General features: G+C 40.4%; 25 protein-coding genes and 1 tRNA gene. 9 read left to right on the top strand and 17 right to left on the bottom strand.

Annotation, left to right across the window (positions count from 1 at the left end; all coding sequences use genetic code 11):
- Positions 1-12 precede the first annotated feature (12 nt).
- Positions 13-594 (bottom strand): D-sedoheptulose 7-phosphate isomerase, encoded by a 582-nt coding sequence (lpcA, locus tag IPMB12_RS11550; RefSeq protein ID WP_166917562.1) that lies wholly within the window; start codon positions 592-594, stop codon positions 13-15.
- A 119-nt stretch (positions 595-713) separates the two neighbouring features.
- Here lpcA and chaA point away from each other — a divergent pair, with 119 nt between their 5' ends.
- Positions 714-1,814 (top strand): sodium-potassium/proton antiporter ChaA, encoded by a 1,101-nt coding sequence (gene chaA / locus IPMB12_RS11555; RefSeq protein ID WP_166917563.1) that lies wholly within the window; start codon positions 714-716, stop codon positions 1,812-1,814.
- Positions 1,815-1,962: 148 nt separating this feature from the next.
- On the opposite strand, the gene IPMB12_RS12195 is transcribed toward chaA, so the two are convergent.
- From IPMB12_RS12195 to IPMB12_RS11575, 5 genes are all read right to left on the bottom strand, one after another.
- On the bottom strand, positions 1,963-2,088 hold the full coding sequence (locus tag IPMB12_RS12195; protein ID WP_267313347.1) for a hypothetical protein: 126 nt from the start codon (positions 2,086-2,088) through the stop codon (positions 1,963-1,965).
- Positions 2,089-2,490: 402 nt separating this feature from the next.
- Positions 2,491-2,578, bottom strand: a tRNA-Ser gene (locus IPMB12_RS11560).
- Between the two features lie 186 nt (positions 2,579-2,764).
- Positions 2,765-4,861: a carboxy terminal-processing peptidase gene (gene prc / locus IPMB12_RS11565; RefSeq protein WP_166917564.1), complete on the bottom strand. Its 2,097-nt coding sequence runs from the start codon at positions 4,859-4,861 to the stop codon at positions 2,765-2,767.
- Positions 4,862-4,914: 53 nt separating this feature from the next.
- Positions 4,915-5,574 (bottom strand): RNA chaperone ProQ, encoded by a 660-nt coding sequence (gene proQ, locus IPMB12_RS11570; RefSeq protein ID WP_166917565.1) that lies wholly within the window; start codon positions 5,572-5,574, stop codon positions 4,915-4,917.
- Between the two features lie 212 nt (positions 5,575-5,786).
- On the bottom strand, positions 5,787-6,152 hold the full coding sequence (locus tag IPMB12_RS11575; protein ID WP_208293503.1) for a DNA-binding protein: 366 nt from the start codon (positions 6,150-6,152) through the stop codon (positions 5,787-5,789).
- A 185-nt stretch (positions 6,153-6,337) separates the two neighbouring features.
- On the opposite strand from IPMB12_RS11575, the gene IPMB12_RS11580 reads away from it, so the two are divergent.
- Complete coding sequence (locus tag IPMB12_RS11580; protein WP_166917566.1) at positions 6,338-6,625, top strand: helix-turn-helix domain-containing protein; 288 nt, start codon at positions 6,338-6,340, stop codon at positions 6,623-6,625.
- A gap of 145 nt (positions 6,626-6,770) precedes the next feature.
- Positions 6,771-7,328: an HdeD family acid-resistance protein gene (locus tag IPMB12_RS11585; RefSeq protein WP_166917567.1), complete on the top strand. Its 558-nt coding sequence runs from the start codon at positions 6,771-6,773 to the stop codon at positions 7,326-7,328.
- A 44-nt stretch (positions 7,329-7,372) separates the two neighbouring features.
- Here the strand turns inward: IPMB12_RS11585 and rsgA are convergent, their stop codons facing one another.
- Positions 7,373-8,419 (bottom strand): small ribosomal subunit biogenesis GTPase RsgA, encoded by a 1,047-nt coding sequence (gene rsgA / locus IPMB12_RS11590; RefSeq protein WP_166917568.1) that lies wholly within the window; start codon positions 8,417-8,419, stop codon positions 7,373-7,375.
- 133 nt (positions 8,420-8,552) lie between these two features.
- On the opposite strand from rsgA, the gene orn reads away from it, so the two are divergent.
- The 3 genes from orn to hemH are packed head-to-tail and all read left to right on the top strand — an operon-like array spanning position 8,553 to position 11,341.
- On the top strand, positions 8,553-9,104 hold the full coding sequence (orn, locus tag IPMB12_RS11595; RefSeq protein ID WP_166917569.1) for an oligoribonuclease: 552 nt from the start codon (positions 8,553-8,555) through the stop codon (positions 9,102-9,104).
- Positions 9,105-9,114: 10 nt separating this feature from the next.
- Entirely contained in the window at positions 9,115-10,377 is a 1,263-nt protein-coding gene (gene waaA, locus IPMB12_RS11600) for a lipid IV(A) 3-deoxy-D-manno-octulosonic acid transferase (RefSeq protein WP_166917570.1), read from the top strand.
- 4 nt (positions 10,378-10,381) lie between these two features.
- The gene (hemH, locus tag IPMB12_RS11605) at positions 10,382-11,341 is read left to right on the top strand and encodes a ferrochelatase (protein ID WP_166917571.1); all 960 of its coding nucleotides are present in this window, start codon (positions 10,382-10,384) and stop codon (positions 11,339-11,341) included.
- A gap of 25 nt (positions 11,342-11,366) precedes the next feature.
- Here the strand turns inward: hemH and galU are convergent, their stop codons facing one another.
- The 4 genes from galU to IPMB12_RS11625 form a co-directional block, all read right to left on the bottom strand.
- Positions 11,367-12,287 (bottom strand): UTP--glucose-1-phosphate uridylyltransferase GalU, encoded by a 921-nt coding sequence (gene galU, locus IPMB12_RS11610; RefSeq protein ID WP_228720375.1) that lies wholly within the window; start codon positions 12,285-12,287, stop codon positions 11,367-11,369.
- Positions 12,288-12,380: 93 nt separating this feature from the next.
- Positions 12,381-12,638 carry a hypothetical protein gene (locus IPMB12_RS11615; RefSeq protein ID WP_166917572.1) on the bottom strand — a complete coding sequence of 86 codons (258 nt, stop codon included), beginning with the start codon at positions 12,636-12,638 and terminating at the stop codon, positions 12,381-12,383.
- A gap of 109 nt (positions 12,639-12,747) precedes the next feature.
- Entirely contained in the window at positions 12,748-12,999 is a 252-nt protein-coding gene (locus IPMB12_RS11620; protein ID WP_166917573.1) for an inverse autotransporter beta domain-containing protein, read from the bottom strand.
- Positions 13,000-13,146: 147 nt separating this feature from the next.
- Positions 13,147-13,695 carry a hypothetical protein gene (locus tag IPMB12_RS11625; protein WP_166917574.1) on the bottom strand — a complete coding sequence of 183 codons (549 nt, stop codon included), beginning with the start codon at positions 13,693-13,695 and terminating at the stop codon, positions 13,147-13,149.
- Positions 13,696-13,797: 102 nt separating this feature from the next.
- Between IPMB12_RS11625 and IPMB12_RS11630 the strand changes: the two genes are divergently transcribed.
- Positions 13,798-14,469: an HD domain-containing protein gene (locus IPMB12_RS11630; protein ID WP_166917575.1), complete on the top strand. Its 672-nt coding sequence runs from the start codon at positions 13,798-13,800 to the stop codon at positions 14,467-14,469.
- A gap of 30 nt (positions 14,470-14,499) precedes the next feature.
- Here the strand turns inward: IPMB12_RS11630 and cueR are convergent, their stop codons facing one another.
- The 6 genes from cueR to IPMB12_RS11660 form a co-directional block, all read right to left on the bottom strand.
- Entirely contained in the window at positions 14,500-14,985 is a 486-nt protein-coding gene (gene cueR / locus IPMB12_RS11635; protein ID WP_166917576.1) for a Cu(I)-responsive transcriptional regulator, read from the bottom strand.
- Positions 14,986-15,007: 22 nt separating this feature from the next.
- Entirely contained in the window at positions 15,008-17,392 is a 2,385-nt protein-coding gene (locus IPMB12_RS11640) for a heavy metal translocating P-type ATPase (protein ID WP_166917798.1), read from the bottom strand.
- A gap of 137 nt (positions 17,393-17,529) precedes the next feature.
- Positions 17,530-17,727 carry a heavy-metal-associated domain-containing protein gene (locus tag IPMB12_RS11645; RefSeq protein ID WP_208293504.1) on the bottom strand — a complete coding sequence of 66 codons (198 nt, stop codon included), beginning with the start codon at positions 17,725-17,727 and terminating at the stop codon, positions 17,530-17,532.
- 239 nt (positions 17,728-17,966) lie between these two features.
- Positions 17,967-19,325, bottom strand: a complete 1,359-nt coding sequence (gene mnmE, locus IPMB12_RS11650; protein ID WP_208293505.1) for a tRNA uridine-5-carboxymethylaminomethyl(34) synthesis GTPase MnmE — start codon at positions 19,323-19,325, stop codon at positions 17,967-17,969.
- A gap of 31 nt (positions 19,326-19,356) precedes the next feature.
- The gene (locus IPMB12_RS11655; RefSeq protein WP_166917577.1) at positions 19,357-19,968 is read right to left on the bottom strand and encodes a hypothetical protein; all 612 of its coding nucleotides are present in this window, start codon (positions 19,966-19,968) and stop codon (positions 19,357-19,359) included.
- An 18-nt stretch (positions 19,969-19,986) separates the two neighbouring features.
- The gene (locus IPMB12_RS11660; RefSeq protein ID WP_166917578.1) at positions 19,987-20,550 is read right to left on the bottom strand and encodes a DNA-3-methyladenine glycosylase I; all 564 of its coding nucleotides are present in this window, start codon (positions 20,548-20,550) and stop codon (positions 19,987-19,989) included.
- A gap of 137 nt (positions 20,551-20,687) precedes the next feature.
- On the opposite strand from IPMB12_RS11660, the gene glyQ reads away from it, so the two are divergent.
- Both glyQ and glyS read left to right on the top strand, forming a co-directional pair.
- Complete coding sequence (gene glyQ / locus IPMB12_RS11665) at positions 20,688-21,608, top strand: glycine--tRNA ligase subunit alpha (RefSeq protein ID WP_166917579.1); 921 nt, start codon at positions 20,688-20,690, stop codon at positions 21,606-21,608.
- Between the two features lie 2 nt (positions 21,609-21,610).
- On the top strand, positions 21,611-23,680 hold the full coding sequence (gene glyS, locus IPMB12_RS11670) for a glycine--tRNA ligase subunit beta (protein WP_166917580.1): 2,070 nt from the start codon (positions 21,611-21,613) through the stop codon (positions 23,678-23,680).
- Positions 23,681-23,703 lie beyond the last annotated feature (23 nt).

The raw sequence follows: 23,703 nt of genomic DNA on the forward strand, positions 1-23,703 counted from the left end.
TAATCTTAGATCCTATTTACGAACCATCTCTTTTTCAACTAACAAAATTAAGATATGAATCACTTTGATATGAATTTCCTGAACACGGTCAGCATAGCCAAAATGAGGAACACAGATTTCAACATCTGCCAGACCTTTCATTTTGCCGCCATCTTTACCGGTCAAAACGATCACTTTCATACCTTGTTTTCTGGCTTCTTCAATTGCTTTAAGGACATTAGCAGAATTACCAGAAGTAGAGATCCCAAGCAGCACATCACCTTTACGGCCAACTGCTTCTACATAGCGGGAAAAAATATGGTCATAACCAAAGTCATTACCTACACAAGAGATATGGCTTGGATCTGAAATAGCAATCGCCGGATAAGCCGGGCGATTTTCGCGGAAGCGTCCAGTGAGTTCTTCAGCAAAATGCATTGCATCACAATGAGAACCGCCATTACCACAAGATAAAACTTTACCACCCTGCTTAAAAGAATTAGCTAACAAGATAGCAGCATCCTGAATCGTCTTAATATTATGCTCATTAGAAATAAACTTCGTAAGTACATCAACCGCCTCTGACAGCTCGTGTTTAATCTGATCTTGATACATAGTTATAATCCCAGTTGAAAAGTAAAAATTGATTTATATTGTAATCTGTCATATTTTTATTGGAAACCACTATTTGAATTATTATATTTAATTGCTCTAAACTTCAAGGATAGCTATAAATGTCACAAAGCTCTAATTCCAGACATAAGGAATATGCGGTAATTTTAGCGCTTATTACTCTACCGATCGTCTTTTTCAGTCAGGCAACTCAAAGCCTGCTGGTTATGATCCTGATCAACCTCTTATCAATTACCGCTATTTTATATAGCGCATTTAGTGTTGTCCGTCATGCTGATATTTTTGCCCACCGCCTGGGGGAACCTTATGGTTCATTGATTTTGAGTTTATCTGTGGTCATTTTAGAGGTGAGTCTAATCTCAGCTTTAATGGCAACAGGTAAAGCTGGCCCGACCTTAATGAGAGATACTCTCTATTCCATCATTATGATAGTCACATGTGGCTTAGTTGGTATCGCACTTCTGCTTGGTGGCCGAAAGTTTGCTACTCAATATGTTAATCTGGCCGGCATTAAGCAATACCTGATGGCCATCTTCCCACTAGCTATGATTGTTCTGGTGTTACCTATTACGTTAGTAGATAACACATTTTCCATGCTTCAAATGGCTGTGGTTGCTCTACTCTCTGCTGGTATGTATGCAGTTTTTCTGATAATCCAGACCAAGACTCATCAGGAACTTTTCATCTATCAGCATGAAGATGAAGAACACGATAGTGATGGTGGACACCACGGGAAGCCATCGTCACATAGTAATCTATGGCATGCTATTTGGTTAATTGTGCATTTAGTGTCCGTTATCGCAATCACTAAAGTTAATGCAGTACCACTTGAACATTTACTGGAAAGAATGAATGCACCGGCACAATTTACTGGTTTTCTGGTAGCACTATTGATTTTATCACCAGAAGGGCTAGGGGCACTCAAAGCAGTCGTTAATAATCACGTCCAGAGAGCAATGAATATTTTCTTTGGCTCAGTGCTTGCAACAATTTCATTAACTGTTCCTGCAGTAACCCTGATTGCACTTATTACAGGTCAGTCTCTGGTCTTTGGTCTATCCTTAGCTAATGCTGTTCTTCTCTCTACTGCCTTGTTGTTATCTATTGTTTCTTTTGGAACAGGCAGAACTAATCAGCTCAATGGTACTGCTCATTTAGTCGTGTTTATTGCTTATTTGATGCTTTTATTAACAACTGGATAGAGAATCTAAGATTTTTCTTTAAAAGGTCTATTTTATGATTGAGTTGCGCGACGCAGTCGCGCTTTTGGGTCTTTAGAACAGTGGAGTTTGAATTTGAATTTGATGGAGAGCGTATTCCATAGGTCTTAGCGAGTCCTCGAGCGGGCGCCTATGGTGTACGGTAGGCCATCAAACCCACGGAATCTGCCACATCACCAACAAACTTTAGTTGTGCAAGGGTGGCACAACCCACCCCAAACCCAATGCTAACAATAGCACCAAAAAAACACGCCAAGTGGGGCGTGCTCCCCACCCAAACACCCTGCTAATAACACCACAAAACTCTAGTTACGCAAGGGCGGTGAGTCCACCCCAACGTACCATACTAATAACAAGCACTACACTAAACTGCACGCCAACGGGGCGTGCTTCCCGCGCAATCACCCTGCTAACACCAACACAGGACATTAGCTACACAACATAGCCATGCTTTTAAAAACAAACACCAGATAAAACAATAACCATTTGATTTAATTGCATATTTCAATTGATAAATGCTTATTAATCAATAGATTAGAGTAAAATATGGCTATATAAATACCCGGCCCTGCTCCGGTGTCGAACCCTGACAAGGGTTCTTTTACCGTCTCGAACTGCCAGAAATAAAAAAGAGACCCTAAGGTCTCTTTTTTATTTCTGGCGGTGAGAGAGGGATTCGAACCCTCGATACGTTGCCGTATACACACTTTCCAGGCGTGCTCCTTCAGCCACTCGGACATCTCACCTAATACGGTATTTCTAAATTCAGGTGGCATACTATAATGAGTTGCCGCCCATCGGTCAATGGGAACTTAGAATAAAAAGACTTGCGATCCAAATAAAGTGATTAGACCGAGGAAAAAAACAACAGCACATAGTGCCAGTTTAAGATCCGTTGACATAACTCCTCCTAAAATACAAATGTTCTTCGTCTATTTACCAATATTAATATTAAATATTTGGCCTTTACTTCTCAGGGTTTCTTCAACCACATCATTAAAACTTTTACCTTCGATCTCCGGATATAAAGGAACCATATCCTGAGCAATTTGCACAGCTTCATCTAAGAAGGCATCCGGAGCTTTATAATCTTCAGGTAATTCATCTAAATTCTTAATTACAGGTAATCCGGCTCTGGTTAAACGTTCATTAGTTCTGTCCAGTTCACGCTTATCATTTTCTGCCTGCTCTTGTTCACGCTTCGCTTTATTTAATGACACAATATATTGACGATCTTTTTCCGCATTGTAACGAATGATATCTTCTTCAATATAAGCAAACTCTGGATTATTACTAATACGAACCGCATGAGCACGATTTAACTCTGGTAAAATCGAAGCAATATTTCTTAATGATTGATATTTTGCCACACGGATACTATCCCACGGCAAAGCATTATCCATAAAGCGTTCACCCGTCTCAGAAGCTAACTGAGTTTTCGTCATCGCAATATCCGGCTCAACACCTTTTAGCTGAGTACTTCCACCATTAATACGGTAGAATTTTTGAATAGTATATTGAACACCACCCAGTGCCGGCCAATCAGGATGTAGTTTCTCATCCATTGGATAGGCTATATTACGAGAAGTTTGAACAGTACCTTTACCAAAGGTTGTCTCACCGACAATGACAGCGCGTCCATAATCCTGCATTGCTGCTGAAAAAATTTCTGAAGCAGAAGCACTATACCGATTCACAATAACAACCATCGGACCTTTGTAATAAACAACACCATCACGATCATCATATTGAATAATTTTTTGTAAATTATCTCTAACCTGAACTACCGGACCTGATTCAATAAATAGACCAGTTAAAGAAATAACTTCAGCTAAAGAACCACCACCGTTGTTACGCAGATCAATGACCAGACTTGAGACGTTATCTTTCTCCATCTCACCCAGTAGCTCTTTAACTTTATCCGTCAATCCCATATAGAAACCAGGAATCTCGATTACACCAACTTTGCCGCGTTCATTTTCAACCACAGACAACTTAGCTTCACGATCTTCAAAACGAATGGTATCACGGATCAACTCAATGGTTTTTGGTTTAGAGTTGCTACCGCTTGGTAAAATTTCCAGAACGACCGTTGTCTCTTTTGGACCACGAATCAGCTCGACAACATCATCTAAACGCCATCCGATTACGTCTTCAATCGATTGGCCTTTTTGACCAACACCTATGATTCTATCACCAATAGAAAGTAAACCACTACGCTCAGCCGGACCACCGGTCACAAATGACATAATAACCGTATAGTCATCTTCCTGACTAAGGGTTGCACCAATGCCTTCAAAGGACAGGCTCATATCTGCATCGAAGTCACGTTTCTTTCTTGGAGCTAAATAACTGGTATGAGGATCGATCTCACGGGCAAAGGCATTCATAAACACCTGAAATGCATCTTCACTGTTTGTTTGAGTTAAGGTTTTCAAAGCACGGGTATAACGTTTAGTCAGTGCTTCTCTGATTTCATCTTCAGTTTTACCCGTCAACGCCAGACTTAATTCATCATATCGAACACGTGCACGCCAGTAATCATCCAGCTCCTGTTCTGATGCTGCCCACGGTTTATCGTCACTGTTATAGTCTATCTCTTCATCCGTATCAAAATTCATCGGTTCTTTCAGTAAACCAAGCGCATATTGATAGCGAATAAAGCGTTTTTCTAATGATAAATTATAAAGCTCGTAAGCAAGCACTAACTGACCAGTTTTTAGTTCTCTGGCAATCTGTGTTTCTTTACCTTTGAATTGTTCAATATCCGAGGTAGTAAAAATTAACTTACCATAATCCAATTGTTTTAAATAACGATCAAAAATCTTAGCAGAAAATTCGTCGTCTAATTTAAAGTCACGATAATGGGATTGAGTAAAATAGTTAGTTACCCGTCGCGCCACTGTTTCATGGATATCGTCAGGCTGTAAAGACGGGAGCTGCTGAATGGTATAATCTTTCGCATTACTGGTAGACAAAATACCAAAACTAATTGCCGCAAATAATATAACTTTTACTAATTTATTCATTCCATTTCTCAAATAGTACACAGCTAAGAGCTGCGCTCATAAGGCTAATCCTATTATACTACAATATGTTCCGGTTTAACGGTTAATTCCATACCTGAAGCAATTTTTACTTTGACACAATCCTTTTCAATTGCTGTTAATGTAGCACTAACTGGATTGCGGCTTAAACTGACCTTAACTTCATCGCCCACATTTAAGCGGCTAAGATCTGCCTTTTTATACGAAACAGCGGGTTGGGCTTTTGGCGCTACCGCCGTTTTATTCGTTTCTTTTGTTTTTGGATTTACAGAAGAATTCGCTGTTTTAGGCTTTTTAACAAATTTAGCCGGTGCGGACTTATCACTCTTTTTATTATTTTTACTTTCAGCAATACGTTGTGCTTTAACTTTTTCTTTAGCTTCTTTTAGTTGTTGCTGCGCGTGGGCGACATGTTCGGCAGTTAATACTTCACCAGAATTACCATCTAAATCAACACGATGAACACCTTCTTTAATGCTATGCAGATAACGCCAGCTCATAGTATAAGTACGTAACGCTGAACGAAGTTTGGCATTACTGACATTCTCATCATCGGCTAAACGAGTAACTAAATCCTGAAAAATGCCTATTTTAAGAGGTTTCGCATCACCTTCTAGTGTAAAACATTGAGGGAACTCGGCAGACAGGTATGAAATGATTTCTTTACTGGTTTTTAATTTCGATTGGTTTTCCATTTGTATTCCAACTAACAGATAAAAGAATAAATTTAAAAAATCTGGGCATCATTATAATAAGTTTAACACATTAAAGTATAGAGAAATGATAAGCTAGACGTGAAAAATCCTCAATAGTTCTAGTAGTAGAACCGCATAATTTTTAAAATTGAGTCATTTAATTGGCTAAAGATAAATAATTTATATTATTTTACAAAGAGTTAATCTAAATTTTATGATTTATTCTTATCATCAAAGTGAGTTATCAAATTTATTAACTCACGAATGCCATATCTCAAGACCCATTTAAATATCAGATCTTGTTCTGCTTCCGTCAGTTCCTGATAGACACTTACCCAAACATCAAGCGGTTTAACATGTGGAGAATATATCGCCGGATCCTCTTTGAGTCTCAGACTATTTTGAATAAATTCCGGAAAACTACTCATGTGATATTCTACGCCACGTCCTTGGACACCGGTACGTTTACGACGCTTCCAATTTTCAGCACGAGCTCTTTTATTAATGCCTTGAGTTGTTGAAGGCAAGCCATCTACTGCTATAAGTTCTTTGGATGTAAACCACTCTTTCTTCATCATGCTCTACTCTGTATCTTAAAACAGTTTTAGGAAACCTTTAAGAAAATATGTTAATTTTTAAGAAATTTTGTTACTATAAAACCGGTAATCTGTACCAATTAACAACAATTCTAACTTGTTTTACTTACTAGTTCACGTAATAAATGTAAAAAGAATAGCATAGAACGATAAAAAGGAAATAAATCATGAAAAAAATAGCTTCAGATTGGCATCCCGCAGATATTCTTGCTGAACTAAAAAAGCGAGGATTAACATTAGCGGAGTTATCCCGACAATCTGGTTTTAGTTCTTCAACTTTAAGTAATGCCCTGATCAGACCCTGGACAAAAGGAGAGGTAATTATAGCCAATGCATTAGACAAAAAACCTGAGGAAATCTGGCCAAGCAGATATATAGACAAATACACACAAAAACCGATAAAAAGAACAATACGTGCTACATCAGAAAAAAATCGCTCAAATTCGCAAAATTAGTCCTGTCAGGAATTCTATAATGTCCGAGATCATATATCGGACATTGTAGTGTATCTGATTGACTAATAATCGTTCATTTAGTTTCTTAAAAACTACATTATTCGCTATATACTCATCATTAACTTATTTCTAAGGATAGTAATATATGGCGAGATTAACACCATCATTTCAAGATTTGTCCAGTCTACGCGGCAAATGGGGCTGGTTCCTAATCATTGGTATTGTGCTCCTGGTACTTGGCTGTCTGGCTCTCAGCCACCAACTTATTGCGACTGTTTTTTCTGTTTATTATATCGGTATCTTACTCGTTATTGCCGGTCTCGCTCAGGCGATTCAATCTTTTCAGATCAAAGGCTTTGGGCAAACTGCACTGTGGGCCGTAATGGGTGTACTTTATATCTTAATCGGTATTTTAGCGCTTTTTCAACCTCTGCTGATTTCTTCTGCACTGACACTTATTCTGGCAATTACTCTTATTATCAGTGGTGTCTCACAAACGCTAGGCTCTTTAAATAACCGCGCACTGCCACTTTGGGGATGGCTGCTATTTTCAGGTCTGATTACTCTGATATTAGGGATCATTATTCTGTCAGGATGGCCAGAAGCAAGTCTTTGGGTACTTGGAATGTTTTTAGGTATCGACTTAGCCTTCCAGGGGTGGGCTTATATTGCGATGAGTTTTGCGATTAAAAATTTAAAATAGATCCAGGCAGTATAAGAGGTTCAAGCCTGATTTTGAGCCTCTTTTTATTTATATGATTTATTACTGCGGCTTTTTACATCAGCCATTGAGGCTAAAATACGGTGGTAATTATCAAAACGGGAAACAGTAATCTTACCCTCACAAACTGCTTGTTGTAAGGCACATCCCGGATCATCCTGATGTTTACAATCTCTGAACTTACACAGCCCTAAATACTCACCAAATTCAATAAAGCCTTGTGTCACTTGCTGAGGCTCTAAGTGCCATAAGCCAAATTCCCGGACTCCCGGTGAATCAATAATTTTACCACCACCTGTCAGATGATACAGACGAGCAGTCGTTGTTGTATGTTGACCGAGCCCGGAGTTTTCAGAAACAGCACCAGTCGTTGCATGCAACTCCTCAGGTAATAACTGATTAATCAAACTGGATTTACCTACACCTGACTGTCCGACAAAAATAGAGATTCGATCTTTTAAAATAGCTGCCAGTTCTGCCATACCCTGTCTGTTTTCACTGGACACACACAGAACCTGATAACCAATATCAGTATAGATAGCCAGCTGTTTATCGATTTGCTCTTTTTGTTCTGGCGTTAATAAATCAATCTTATTAAGGACAATAACTGGCGGGATATGCGTTGCTTCGCAGGCAACTAAGTAACGATCAATAATATTTAATGAGAATTCAGGTAAGACAGCAGATACAATAATAATCTGGTCGACGTTAGCCGCAATAGGTTTCACACCATCATAAAAATCCGGACGAGAAAGTACAGAAGTACGATCATAAACGGCTTCAATAATTCCGTTTGTTTGCTCATCCAGACTGGCGCGCCAAAGAACTTTATCTCCGGTAACCAGTGACGGTAGAGTACGTCTGATATTACAACGATGCTGCTGACCAGAACTATCTTCAACCGCAGCCAGTTTACCAAAACGACTAATCACGATTCCTTCCTGCACTTCACCAAACAGGGAATCACCGCTGTTCTCATTATCTGAGTCTGCAAGATTGATTTGCTCACGGCGCTGCTCATGCTTGGCATTCACGCGACGCTGCTGGTTTTTAGATAGTCGATTCTTACTCACAATTTCTTACTCACCGCTTTTTATTTTACAAGAACAAATTCAGCTTAACTATTCTCTACAGGATTTGCCGAATATGCTACACTAGTTGGGTATAAAAAGATAATTATCTATCGTCTATTGATTGGTTACTACTATGACAGCACAAAGTAATGAAAATAATCTCATCTGGATCGATCTGGAAATGACAGGTTTAAATCCTGAACGTGATCGTATTATCGAAATCGCCACCATTGTGACCGACTCGAATTTAAATATTCTGGCTGAAGGACCAGTATTTGCTGTGCATCAAACTGAACAACAACTGGCTCTGATGGACGAATGGAATACCACAACTCATGGTCAGACTGGACTTACTGAGCGAGTCAGAAAAAGTAGCGTGACAGAAGCCGAAGCTGAGCAAAAAACTATTGAATTTTTGTCTCAGTGGGTACCAGAAAACTGCTCCCCTATTTGTGGTAACAGCATTGGCCAGGACAGACGATTCCTCTATCGTTACATGCCGCAATTAGAATCTTACTTTCACTATCGATACTTAGACGTGAGTACCTTAAAAGAATTAGCTAAACGCTGGAAACCAGAAATTCTAGCCGGCTTCACTAAGCAAAGTACCCATCAGGCACTGGATGATATAAAAGATTCAATCGCTGAACTGGCTTATTATCGTAAGTATTTTATTAAAGAATAAGACAAGCACGATGCAGATACTCTACACGGTTTTACTTTACCTTATTCAACCTTTTGTCTGGCTACGTCTACTGCTACGCAGTCGTAAAGCACCAGATTATCGTAAACGCTGGTCGGAACGTTATGGTTTTTGTAAGAATAAAGTCAAACCTCTGGGTATATTAATTCATGCAGTTTCTGTTGGAGAAACCATCGCTGCGATTCCTCTGGTAAATTTACTACAAGAACAATATCCGGATCTGCCAATAACTATCACCACCATGACACCAACCGGCTCAGTCCGGGTAACAGCGACCTTTGGTGATCGCGTTAGCCATGTCTATTTACCTTATGATCTACCTTGCGCCATAAGTCGTTTTCTGAATACTTTGCAGCCTAAAATAGTGGTGATTATGGAAACAGAGCTCTGGCCAAATCTGATTTCTCAGCTCCATAAGCGCCATATTCCACTTATTCTGGCTAATGCCCGTTTATCTGAACGGTCAGCGAAAGGTTATGCCCGACTTGGCAAATCAATGCAAAGACTGTTACAACAAATAACCTTAATCGCTGCCCAAAATCAACAGGATGGTGACCGGTTTATTCAGTTGGGTTTACCAAAAGAAAATCTGGTTGTGACTGGCAGTGTGAAGTTTGATATTCATTTATCAGAACAACAAAAGCAAACAATTGCTACCCTTAAACAACAATGGCAACTTCAACGCCCGGTACTCATTGCTGCCAGCACGCACGCAGGTGAAGATGAAATTATTCTGGCCGCTTTTAAGCAACTCTTACTTAAATTTCCTGAACTGTTATTAATTTTAGTACCACGCCATCCGGAACGTTTTAAAACGGTCGAGAAACTGATTTCAGATCAAGGAGTTAATTATCAGCTTCGTTCTCAACATTTAATTCCGACTCATGACACTCAGGTTATTCTGGGCGATACTATGGGTGAATTAATTACACTTTATGGTATGGCTAATATTGCTTTTGTTGGCGGTAGTCTGGTTGAAAATGGCGGGCATAACCCACTTGAACCGGCATTACATAAACTACCCATTATTATGGGTGAACATACATTTAATTTCCGGGTAATCTGCCGCTTACTCTCTCAGGCACAAGGTCTGATTACTATTAAATCAACCGCTGATTCACTATATCAGGCAGTTAATAATTTACTGACTAATCCGGAAGTTCAACAACAAACAGGACAGGCTGCTTTTCAGGTATTACATGAAAATCAGGGTGCTTTACTACGCTTAAACAATCTTATTAAACGGTATTTATAATCTGATGATAAAACAAAATATAGGGATATTACTGGTCAATTTAGGCACCCCTGATGCGCCAACACCACAAGCCATCAAGCCATATTTAAGTGAGTTTTTATCCGATCGGCATGTCGTTGATGTAAGTCCAATTATCTGGTGGCCATTACTACGTTTTATTATTATTCCAAAACGAATCAAACATATTACACAACGCTACGCCTCCATCTGGACAGAACAAGGCTCACCGCTATTAAAATATAGCCGCTCTCTGTGTGAAAAATTAAGCCAAAAATACCCAGACAAACAGATAGAACTGGCGATGACCTATGGTAATCCAGATTTGCAGCAAGCACTGGAAAAGCTAAAACAGTGCGATGTGATTAAAGTGTTACCCCTCTACCCACAGTTTTCAACCACAACGACAGATGCTGTCATTGATAAAGTCAAAGCTCTAACTACAACATGGTCACAAAAACCTGAGTTTGAGTTTGTTCGTGACTACGCTGATCATATCGCCTATATCAATGGTTTATGTCAGCATATTGAGCAGGCATTTACGCTGCATGGTAAGCCAGATACTCTGCTCTTTTCCTATCATGGTATTCCGGAAAGCTATATTCGCGACCGTAAAGATAACTATGTCGATCGCTGTGAGCTGACCACTTTACTGGTCAACTCTGCTTTGCAGGCAAAAGGTGTTCAGGTAGACGTTCAGATGAGTTATCAGTCCCGCTTTGGTAAAGCAAAATGGGTAGAACCTGATACGACACCAACCCTGATTGAGCTGGCCAAACAAGGAAAACAACACATTCAGGTAATTTGTCCGGGATTTGCTGTGGATTGTATTGAAACATTAGATGAGATCGACGAACTTAATCGTCAGGAGTTCTTACAAGCTGGTGGTAAACAGTTTTACTACATCCCAGCTCTAAATGACTCACCAGAGCAGGTGAGTCTTATGGCAGAACTACTTAATCTATAAATTTAACTCATTGATTAATAATCAGTTATTTTGAAATTTGTTTTAACCAAGTGGTAACGTCTTTACCCAGTCCAGTATGACGCATTGCATATTCAATAAATGCCTGCACATAACCTAACTTATTACCACAATCATGGCTACGCCCTTTAATACAATATGCATCAACCGGATCAGTCTCCATTAATAATGCAATAGCGTCTGTTAGCTGGATTTCATCTCCGGCTCCTGGAGGCGTTCGGGCGAGTAGTGGCCAAATTTTTTCTGATAACACATATCGTCCAACGATCGATAAATTAGAGGGGGCATTCTCTATTGCTGGTTTTTCCACCACACTATACATCTGTGCTTTGTCACCAGCTTTAAGTTCAGCTCCCTGACAATCAACAATACCATAAGATGAAACCAAATTTTGTGGTACAGGCTCAACCATAATCTGACTATGTTTTGATTCATGATAATTAGTGATCATCGAGCTGAGATTATCTTTAGTCAGGTTACTTTCATATTCATCAATAATCACATCTGGCAGCACAACTGCAAACGGTTCATTACCCACTAAAGGATAGGCACATAATACCGCGTGACCAAGACCTTTAGCTAAACCTTGTCTGACACTACTAATTGTCACATGCTTTGGACAAATCGATTTCACTTCAGCCAGTAGCTGACGTTTAACACGGGCTTCAAGCATAGCTTCCAGTTCAAAGCTGGTATCAAAATGGTTTTCAATCGAGTTTTTCGAGGAGTGAGTCACAAAGATAATTTCCGTGATACCTGCGGCAATACATTCACTCACCACATACTGAATCAGCGGTTTATCAACCAGTGGCAGCATCTCTTTAGGAATGGCCTTAGTTGCCGGCAGCATACGCGTACCAAGTCCTGCAACTGGAATAACTGCTTTTGTAACCTTACCAAGTGACATTGGAGCCAGATGAGAAAACATATTCATAACCTTCAAGTGATATCAGTAGTTGAGTATGTTAACAGAACATGACAGGAATAAAAATTATTCCTGTCAGATCAGACTAAAATAAATCTATTCGACACAAAGTGTATAAGCAAAAGCACTAATATGAAAATAGTGAATATTACCTGTCGCCAACTCGCCTACCTGATAGTTATTGCTTGAAGCCAGTGTTTTAGACCAATAAGCATTTGACGTTGACGGGCTAGCGATTTCTGTCGTTTGAATAATCATTTCACTCACTGGTTTTGATTTCAGTGTTACGACACTATTACTTACTTCGGCTTCACTAGTATTACTACTACTCCAGGTAAATTGATTGCCAGTCATGCCACTCAATGCGATCCAGACCATTACTGGCAAATACTTTGGCATCAATAGTTAACAAATCACCAGTTTGACCACTCAAGCTAGCTGGTAGTAATAAATTGATCGCCTCCTACTTTTGATATTCCAGCACAATATTATTATTACTCTGTACCAGATCATAGCGGCTACCCTGCAGACTTCTCATCACAGCAACCTGTTTCGGATCAAGAACATCCTGCCAACTCTGATTAAATTGGTAATTGAGACTAAAATTGATACGGTTATCATCATGACTGGCAGCATTTGCTAAAGAAACAGATGAAGAGGCAATTTGGGTTTCTGACAGAAGGTTAGTCGGTTCAGAAGATGGCTCAACAGCCAAAACTGAACCGGTAAAAGAGATGAAAAATAATGCAGAAATAACTGCGCGATAAATTGAACGATTTTGTCCATGTTTAGCAGGTCACATCATAGACTAAAAAATTTCACTTTACTAAAAGGGAACACCAATAAATGAAATAAATCAATTTTATTCGTTCTTACCAAGTAAGGTAATATTTTTTTCCTCTATTGCAGAGACATCTACATATTCATTGCTTTTATAATCGATCTGAAAATAAACAACTTCACAATTCTCTAAAATAGCCTGACGAAAAATCATACGTGAATTACGCAGCATCGTTTCCCGCTGAGCGCTAGTGAGGTAGAAGTCATTATAATCATCATAAACCAGTGTTCCGACTCGAGCCCCAAACGGGTAACTGCTACGACCAAATCCGAAACCTAAGAAAGGGGAAACACGAGGGTAATCCCGAATAATGACATTATCAGTCAATTTGCCCTTAAGCCCGGCATATCCATCATAAGGTAAAGTGCCGGCTTCCCGGCTTTGTGCTACATAGACTGCTTTATATCCTTCGTTTTGTTCCGACTCGGGTAACGTATTAAAAACAAACAGCTCTCCACTTACTGTCTCATAATGACACTCTTCCAGCACATCTGGTTTTGTCTGACCATTTAACGCACCACATCCGGATAAACTGAGTAAAGCAATTAACCATAATCCATATTTCTTCATTCTTTATCTCCGCTATCAGCCACATAAGTCTGGCGTGTCATAACATATCTTATTATTTGATTATGCTATAATTACCACAATTACGCTATTATAGGACTTCCCATGTCAAACTACCAACTTAGTTCAAAGCAACAGCAAATTATCGAACAGACTCAAAAATTTGTTACAGAAAAGCTGGCACATGATACCTCCGGACATGACTTTGCTCATATTCAGCGTGTAGTGAATTTAGCCAGACAAATCCTGAACACAGAACCAGCTAGTGATCCCTTTATTGTGTTAATGAGCGCCTACTTACATGACGTGATTGATACAAAGGTCATCGCGGATGTGATACAGGCCAAAGCAGAATTACGAGACTTTCTGGCAGACAATCAAGTCCCCCTAACTGATACTCAAAAGATTTTCGATATTATTGAAAATATGTCCTACAGTAAAAATTTAGAAAGCAAAAAAGTCTTATCTTTGGACGGACAGATTGTTCAGGATGCAGATCGTCTTGATGCACTTGGCGCAATCGGTATCGGACGCACTTTCTATTATGGCGGACATAAAAAGAATATTATGTACAATCCGGATATTGCGCCGCGTACCTCACTGACAGAACAAAATTATCGTCAGGAAAATACCGTCATCAATCACTTCTATGAAAAGCTCTTTCTGCTTAAAGATATGATGAACACGGAAGAAGGGAAAAGAATTGCCAGTAAACGCCACCAGATTTTAGTCGATTTTGTACAAGCGTTTGAAAATGAGTGGCGTGGTAAAATCTAAACAAAGAGTGAGTCAGACCCACTCTTACATTTACACTTTCTTTTGTTTAGTGATCAGCGGAGATAATGCCGCATAAGACAAACCATCTAAAATCGGACAATCCGGGTCATCATTACCACAGCATGAAGAAGCCAGATTTTGCAGTACTTTACGCATAGCCTGCATCTCTTTAATTCTATCTTCAAGCTCTTTAATATGGGTCATTACCAATTGCTTTACTTCGGCACTGGTACGTTTTTCATTATTCCAGAGAGCCAATAATTCCTTAATTTGCTCCAGTGAAAATCCAAGCGAACGAGTATGTTTAATAAATGCCAGCATCTGAACATCCATTTCCGAATAAATTCGATAATTGGATAATGTTCTCTTAATAGGTGGAATAAGGCCTATTGTTTCATAATGACGAATCATTTTAGCACTCACACCACTCATTTCTGATGCCTGACCTATCTCGTAAAAACCATGAGCATGAGCTTCACTCAGTTCTATTTGAGATTGTACTGTAGCTTTTTTCATCTTTCCACCTTCTTATCCCTTATTAAGGTTGATCAGCTTTGCCTTTCCAGCGGCGTAGCAATAACGCATTAGTTACCACACTCACACTACTCAGAGCCATCGCTCCACCTGCAATCATTGGATTTAGTAAGCCAAATGCAGCTAAAGGCACACCAATCACATTATAGATAAATGCCCAGAACAAGTTCTGTTTTATTTTACGATAAGTCAGAGAAGAGATATCAATAGCATCAGCGACTAAAGCAGGATTACCACGCATCAGCGTAATGGCAGCAGTATGCATTGCCACATCAGTCCCCGTCCCCATGGCGATACCAACATCAGCCGCAGCTAAAGCAGGCGCATCATTAACACCATCACCAACCATGGCAACAACGCCGTATTCTTCATGTAGCTGATTAATCTTCTCTGCTTTATCAGCAGGTTTTACTTCAGCAATCACTTCATCAATACCTAATTGATCACCAACATGTTTTGCCGCACCGGCATTATCCCCGGTTAGCATGATAGTTTTAATCTGTTGATGTTGTAGCTGCTTAATTGCCACTTTGGCTGTTTCTTTTAATGTGTCAGAGAAACCAAGCAGAGCCAAAACATGAGCTGCTGCACCTTGTGTCTCAACCAGCCATGACACGCTACATCCTTCTTGTTCCAGTTGTTTGCGCTGCGCTTCAAACTCTTTCAGATCAGCACCAAGTTCAGTCATCCAGCGGGAATTACCTAAACAAAGGGAACGACCATCAACAATTGCCTGTACACCAGAACCAGCCACAATTTTCATATCAACAGCGTGAGAATAACTGATCTCATCTCGTTTTGCTTTAGAAATTACAGCTCTGGCTAGTGGATGTTCACTCCCAGCCTGTAAAGACGCTGCCATCGATAATGCTTTCACAGTATCGCTATTTTTAGGTGTAATAAATGCTGTGAGTTGAGGTTTGCCTTCAGTTAAAGTACCGGTCTTATCAAATGCTAATGCTTTAACAGCATGGGTGATTTCCAGTGTTTCTGCATCTTTTATTAAAATACCATGACGTGCAGCCGTTCCGGTACCAACCATAATTGCTGTTGGTGTTGCCAATCCAAGCGCACAAGGACAAGCGATAACCAGTACGGCAACAGCATTAAGTACACCATGTTCCCAATTACCGGTGACAAATCCCCAGCCAAGCAATGTTAGTAAAGCTAAAATAATAATGACAGGTACGAAGATACTACTAATTTTATCGACAACACGTTGAATTGGTGCCTTTTTCGCCTGAGCGGATTCGACTAGCTGAATAATTTTAGCCAGAGTACTTTCAGCACTAATCGCAGTTGTTTTGATTAACAAGAGTCCTTCACCATTGATTGCACCACCGGTCACACTATCGCCAACGGATTTAGTTACCGGCAGACTTTCCCCGGTAATTAAAGATTCATCAACACTGGAGCTACCTTCCTGTACATCGCCATCAACCGGGATTCTTTCACCGGGCTTAACCACGACTAAATCACCAGGCATGACTTGTTCAACTGCAATATCAAGATCCTGATTTTGACGACGCACGGTTGCTCGTTCTGGGCGTAGTGCCGCCAAAGCACGTATTGCTTCTGAGGTTTGAGTTTTAGCCCGGGCTTCCAGCCATTTACCAAGCAGAATTAACGTAATAATGACAGCTGATGATTCAAAATAGAGATGCGCCTCTTGCCCAGAACTTACGTTGAGTAACTGATAAACCGATAAACCATAAGCAGCACTGGTACCAAGCGCTACCAGCATATCCATATTGCCGCTTAAAGCTTTAAGCGCTTTCCATGCACCTTTATAGAAACGCCAGCCTAACCAAAATTGTACTGGTGTTGCCAATAGCCACTGAACCCAGCCAGGCAGCATCCAGTGTAAACCAAAGGGTTCTGCCAGCATTGGCAAGACCAGAGGTAGTGCAAAAAGAGCAGAAACAATAACAGGCCAGATCGGTGCCCGTTTACGAGGTTGTGCCTGAGCCTGATTAGAAGACTCTTCTATCACCTGAGCTTCATACCCAGCATCGATAACTGCCTGAATTAAAATGCCCGCTTCTAAATGAGTCCCTTTCACCGTAGCTTTTTCTGTTGCCAGATTGACCTCAGCAGAATCAACTCCCTCGACATGAGATAATGCTTTTTCTACTCGTCCCACACAGGAAGCACAGCTCATACCACCAATAGATAAGGTTATTTCATGATCGGAGTTATGAGAAGGTTTAGGAGCAGCAATAACAGTGTAACCTGCATCAACTACAGCCTGATGTAAGTCCCCATCCAGCACTTGTGGCTCGGCGATAACTTGTGCCCGTTCGGTCGCAAGATTGACACTTACCGAAAGTACGCCGGGTACTTTAGTTAAGGCTTTTTCAACCCGACCAACACAAGAAGCACAGCTCATATCACCAACCTGAAATGAGTGTTCCACAGATGGAACTGATGATTGTTTATTCTTTTCCACAATAACCTCCTCATTGTAATTAGTACGAGTATTTCGTATTAATTACATAAATCCTTTTATAATAAAATCAAAGCTAATTACGCTTGTTTCACGTATTCAAAACCAGCGTCATTAATAGCTTTAATTGCTGCCTCAAGAGAGACATTGCCGGTTATAGCAACTTCTTTTTTAGCTAAATCGACATCAACTTTAGCCGCAGAATCAATAGACTGGATAGCTTTAGTCACAGTCTTAACACAGTGACCACAAGACATATTATTTACGATAAGTTTCATAATTGGCTCCTTCATTAGTTCCATAATAACAGTTAATCTTAACGAACAAACTTACTATAAAGGTTACCATGGGGGTAAGGTCAAGAGATTACAATTTCTTTTTTGAAATGTTTTATTATATGCTGGGTTGCGCGACATAGTCGCGCTTTTTGGATCTTGGAATGGCGATGTAGTTAGATTGTGTGGATTGCGCGACGCAGTCGCGCTTGTAGATCTTGGAGCGGTGAAAGAATTAGCCTCTACTTCCCAATACAAAACGATCCAAAAATCGCCCCAAGTAAATCATCAGAAGTAAACTCCCCGGTGATCTCACTTAACGATTCCTGAGCCAGTCTCAATTCTTCTGCCAATAGTTCTCCGGCATGGAATACCACTAATTGCTCTTTGCCTTGTGCCAGGTGCTGTGCAGCAACTTCAAGCGCCTGCAGATGACGACGACGAGCCAAAAAACCACCTTCGGTATTACTGGTAAAGCCCATGCTTTCTTTCAGATGCTCACGCAGAGTCTGCACACCATCCCCAGTACGGGCAGAAAGCTTCACAAGAGAGTAACCATTTACTTCGCTATAACCCAGCTCTTCACCAGTGATATCTGCTTTATTACGAATCACGGTAACCGGAACAGATTTTGGTAGTCTTGCCATAAACTCTGGCCAGAGTTTGTTGGGTTCTGATTCCGCAGACGTTGTACCATCAACCATAAAGAGAACGCGATCGGCTTGTTCAATCTCCTGCCACGCTCGCTCAATACCAATACGTTCAACCTCATCACTGGCTTCACGCAGGCCAGCAGTATCAATAATATGTAGCGGCATACCATCAATATGAATATGTTCACGCAGCACGTCACGCGTGGTACCAGCAATATCCGTTACAATTGCCGCATCTCTCCCGGCAAGGGCATTAAGCAAACTTGATTTGCCAGCATTTGGACGACCAGCAATCACCACTTTCATACCCTCACGCAACAACGAGCCCTGACGCGCTTCTTTACGTACATCTTCCAGCTCACCAATCACGTTATTCAATTGCGCTTCAATTTTACCATCAGACAGGAAATCAATTTCCTCTTCCGGAAAATCGATCGCTGCTTCAACAAAAATACGCAGATTAATCAGTTCACCAACTAAATGATGAATTTTATTAGAAAACACGCCTTGTAGTGATGACATCGCTGATTTAGCTGCTTGTTCTGAACTGGCATCGATTAAATCAGCAATAGCCTCAGCCTGCGCCAGATCGAGCTTGTCATTCATAAATGCACGTTCAGAGAACTCCCCCGGACGAGCAACCCGAATTTTTGGGAGTGATAAAACTCGCTTAAGCAATAGATCTAAAATCACCGGCCCGCCATGCCCTTGCAGCTCAAGCACATCTTCACCGGTAAATGAGTTAGGATTTGGAAAATAAAGGGCAATACCCTGATCGATCACTGAACCATCGTGATCTAAAAAAGGTAAATATTCTGCATAACGAGGTTTTGGTATTTTACCAAGCAATGCTAAAGCTACTGTCTGCGCCTGAGAGCCTGATACTCTCAAAATTCCAACGCCTCCACGCCCGGGTGGTGTGGCTTGTGCTACAATTGTTTCTGTCATAACCAGTTATCTATTTTTAAATTAAAATTACTTATTTATCCGTGGTGAAATTTGCCGAAATGAACAGGACTAAGTCCATATTAGTACCGTAATCTTTAGCATCCATACTCACCCGAACATAAAAATACATATTATCTTTTCGATATACCACATTACGCGAGACGACACTTTCACCATCTCTCACGCCGGCTGTTAATATATCCAGATAACGCACACCACTTGATGTGGTTAACTCTCTTTGATCCAGTATCTGTTCACCTGACAGTGCAAGTTTACTTTTTAGCCAGTCAGCAGGTGCAATATCAACCAGAACCTCTTCGTAATAAACATTGGTCTCAATAAACGGTGCCTCAGCGTCCAGATCTTTAATCGTCTGATAAGTCCCAATCTCTGTGATATTTGCGCCGGGAATAGGCTCCGGCTCAATAGAGATCGGCTTCATATAATTTGGCAGCACAATTTTATAAGCTAGTGCTTCACCAGCAGAAGAATAAGAACAACGCCAGAAGTTCTTTACTAAATAATCTTTATCAAAGTTATAGGTCGTTGGGAATAAAGCACCAGCCGCCATACCTGCTCCACAATAAAAAAGAAAAAATAAACTAAATATCAAGGCTTTTAGTTTCATCGTTTTTAACTTCATAATTTTCCTGCTTATATATTACTTACTCTGACGACAAAAACACTCTTCAAAATGGTCATCAACCAACCCCATCGATTGCATAAATGCATAACAGATGGTTGAACCAACGAAGGTAAAACCCTTTTTCTTCAAGGCTTTTGACATTTTATCTGAAATCTCGGTACTGGCAGGCACGTCTTTCATCGCTTTGTAGTGATTAACAATGGTTTTATTATCCACAAAAGACCAGATAAACTCGGCAAAATCTTCACCATTTTTCTGCATTTCTAAATAAGCCTTAGCATTTTTAATAATGGCATTGAGTTTTAAGCGATTACGAATCAAACCTTTATTTTCCATCATTGGCTCAATAGATTCAATTTTGATGATTTTTTTAGGATCAAAATTGAAAAAACAACGACGATATTCCTCACGTTTTTTTAGTACCGTAATCCATGAAAGCCCTGCTTGCTGCCCTTCCAGACAAATCTTCTCAAATAACTTTATGCTACTGTGTTGTGGCTTGCCCCATTCTTTATCATGATACTCAATATAAATTGGATCATCTGATACCCAGCTACAACGTTTAATCGTTTTTGTCATTTTCTATCCTAGATTCGAATAATTTTCACGGAAAAGCACCAATCTGTTAAGATTAACACTTCCTTATTGAATAATAAACAGTATAGAATAAGGGATTAATTTATCATTCATTATTCATCAGATAATAGACAATCATCATGCAAAAGTTCGATGTTAAAACATTTCAAGGATTAATCCTGACATTACAGGATTACTGGGCAAATCAAGGATGTACTGTCATTCAACCACTTGATATGGAAGTGGGTGCCGGCACATCTCATCCAATGACGTGCCTGCGGGCAATCGGGCCTGAGCCAATTGCGCTCGCTTATGTGCAACCGTCACGTCGTCCAACTGATGGGCGCTATGGTGAGAACCCTAACCGTTTGCAACACTATTATCAGTTTCAGGTGATTATTAAGCCTTCTCCTGACAATATTCAGGAACTTTATTTGGGCTCACTAAAAGCGTTAGGCCTAGATCCACTTATTAACGACATCCGTTTTGTTGAAGATAACTGGGAAAACCCAACTCTTGGTGCCTGGGGACTGGGCTGGGAAGTCTGGCTTAACGGTATGGAAGTGACACAATTTACTTATTTTCAACAAGTTGGTGGACTTGAATGTAAGCCAGTAACTGGTGAAATTACTTATGGACTTGAGCGCCTAGCCATGTATATTCAGGGTGTTGATAGCGTTTACGATCTGGTCTGGAGTAATGGTCCACTTGGCGTAACCACTTATGGTGATGTTTTCCATCAAAATGAAGTTGAGCAATCAACTTATAACTTTGAATATGCCGATGTTGATTTCCTATTCTACTGTTTTGATCAGTATGAAAAAGAAGCCAAACACTTACTTGAGCTGGAAAAACCACTGCCGCTACCGGCTTATGAACGTATTTTAAAAGCAGCACACTGTTTTAACTTACTTGACGCACGTAAAGCGATCTCTGTAACAGAACGTCAACGTTATATTTTAAGAATTCGTACGTTAACCAAATCTGTTGCCGAAGCTTATTATGCTTCCCGAGAAGCACTAGGATTCCCAATGTGCCAAAGAACGAGTAAGGAGAAATAGTCATGCAACAAACATTCTTAGTTGAAATCGGCACAGAAGAGCTACCACCAAAATCACTACGCACGCTGGCAGAAAGCTTCTCAGCTAATCTCATTGATCAATTAAATAACGCTGGTATCGAACATGGCGAGGTACTTTGGTACGCATCACCGCGCCGCTTAGCTTTAAAAGTGTTAGCGCTAAATGATACACAGCCAGACACGCAAATTGTCAAACGTGGTCCGGCGGTGGCTCAGGCATTTGATGCAAGTGGTAACCCAACGCCTGCTGCACAAGGCTGGGCTAAAGGTTGTGGTATCACAGTTGATCAGGCTGAACGCGTGCAAACCGATAAAGGTGAATGGCTATCTTACACATTAAACCAAAAAGGTAAGCCGGTTACTGAGCTGCTTGCTGATATGGTAAAAACTGCGCTGGATAAGCTTCCTATTCCAAAAGCAATGCGCTGGGGTGATAAGTCTATTCAATTCATCCGTCCGGTTCATACCGTGACAATGCTATATGCATCTGAATTGATTAAAGGGACCATTTTAGGTATTGAATCAGGTAACATCATTCGTGGTCACCGCTTTATGGGAGAAGCTGAATTTGCTATCTCTCACGCTGATGAGTATCCGGAGATTTTAGAGCAGAAAGGTAAAGTTATCGCTGATTACCAAAAACGTAAAGCGATTATTTTAGAGCAAGCGACTGCTGCTGCAACAAAACTTAACGGTAAAGCCGATCTGACTGATAGTTTAGTAGAAGAAGTGACTTCACTGGTTGAATGGCCGGTAGTATTAACTGCTAAATTTGAAGAAAAATTTCTGGCTGTCCCATCAGAAGCCTTAGTTTATACTATGAAAGGGGATCAAAAATACTTCCCTGTCTATGATAAACAAAACAAATTACTCCCAAATTTTATTTTTGTTACTAATATCGAATCAAAAGATCCGATGCAAATTATTGCCGGTAATGAGAAAGTGGTTCGTCCTCGTCTGGCTGATGCTGAATTCTTCTATAAAACTGACCTAAAACAGCGTTTAGAAGACCATTTACCACGTTTGGAAACTGTATTATTCCAACAACAACTTGGTACCCTGCGTGATAAAACAGCTCGAATTGAAGAGCTATCTGGCTGGATTGCAAGCCAAATTGGTGCAAATGAACTACATGCTAAACGTGCCGGCCTGTTATCTAAATGTGACCTGATGACTAATGTGGTGTTTGAATTCCCGGAAACTCAGGGCATTGTGGGTATGCACTTAGCCTACCACGACAAAGAAGATTCAGAAGTCGCAGTTGCTATTAACGAACAATATATGCCACGTTTTTCTGGCGATGAACTACCAGGCTCTTTAATTGCCTGCGCTGTTGCTATCGCGGATAAAATGGATACTTTAGCGGGAATTTTTGGTATTGGCCAGCATCCAAAAGGTGATAAAGATCCATTTGCTCTGCGCCGGGCTGCCATTGGTGTGCTGCGTATTTTAGTTGAAAAATCACTACCGCTTGATCTGCAAACGCTGACTGAAAAAGCTGTTGAGTTGTATGGCAGCAAGTTAACAAATCAAAACGTAGTTGAGGACGTTGTTAACTTTATGCAAGGCCGCTTCCGTGCCTGGTATCAGGAGCAAGGTTATGCGATTGATACTATTCAGGCTGTTCTGGCACGTAACCCGACACGTCCGACTGATTTTGATGCACGTGTTAAAGCAGTAACCCACTTTAGAACGCTGGAAGCAGCAAGTGCATTGGCAGCAGCTAACAAACGTGTAGCCAATATTCTGTCTAAAGTAGAAGGCGAGTTACCTGTTAAAGTTAATACTTCGTTAATCCAGGCAGGGGCTGAAGGTGAACTGGCTAAATGCGTCGTGGTACTTCATGACAAGCTGGAACCTTATTTTGAAGCTGGCCGCTATCAGGAAGCGTTAGTAGAACTTGCCACGCTCAGACAACCCGTTGATCAGTTCTTTGAACAAGTAATGGTAATGGTTGATGATCAGCAGTTAAAAATGAACCGTCTGGCTCTGCTCAACCACTTACAAGCGCTGTTCTTAAAAGTGGCTGATATTTCACTATTACAATCTTAATGACTTAGTGAGAAGTATTGTGA

The organism is Zophobihabitans entericus (assembly GCF_011745665.1).
Classification (GTDB): Bacteria; Pseudomonadota; Gammaproteobacteria; order Enterobacterales; family Orbaceae; genus Zophobihabitans; species Zophobihabitans entericus.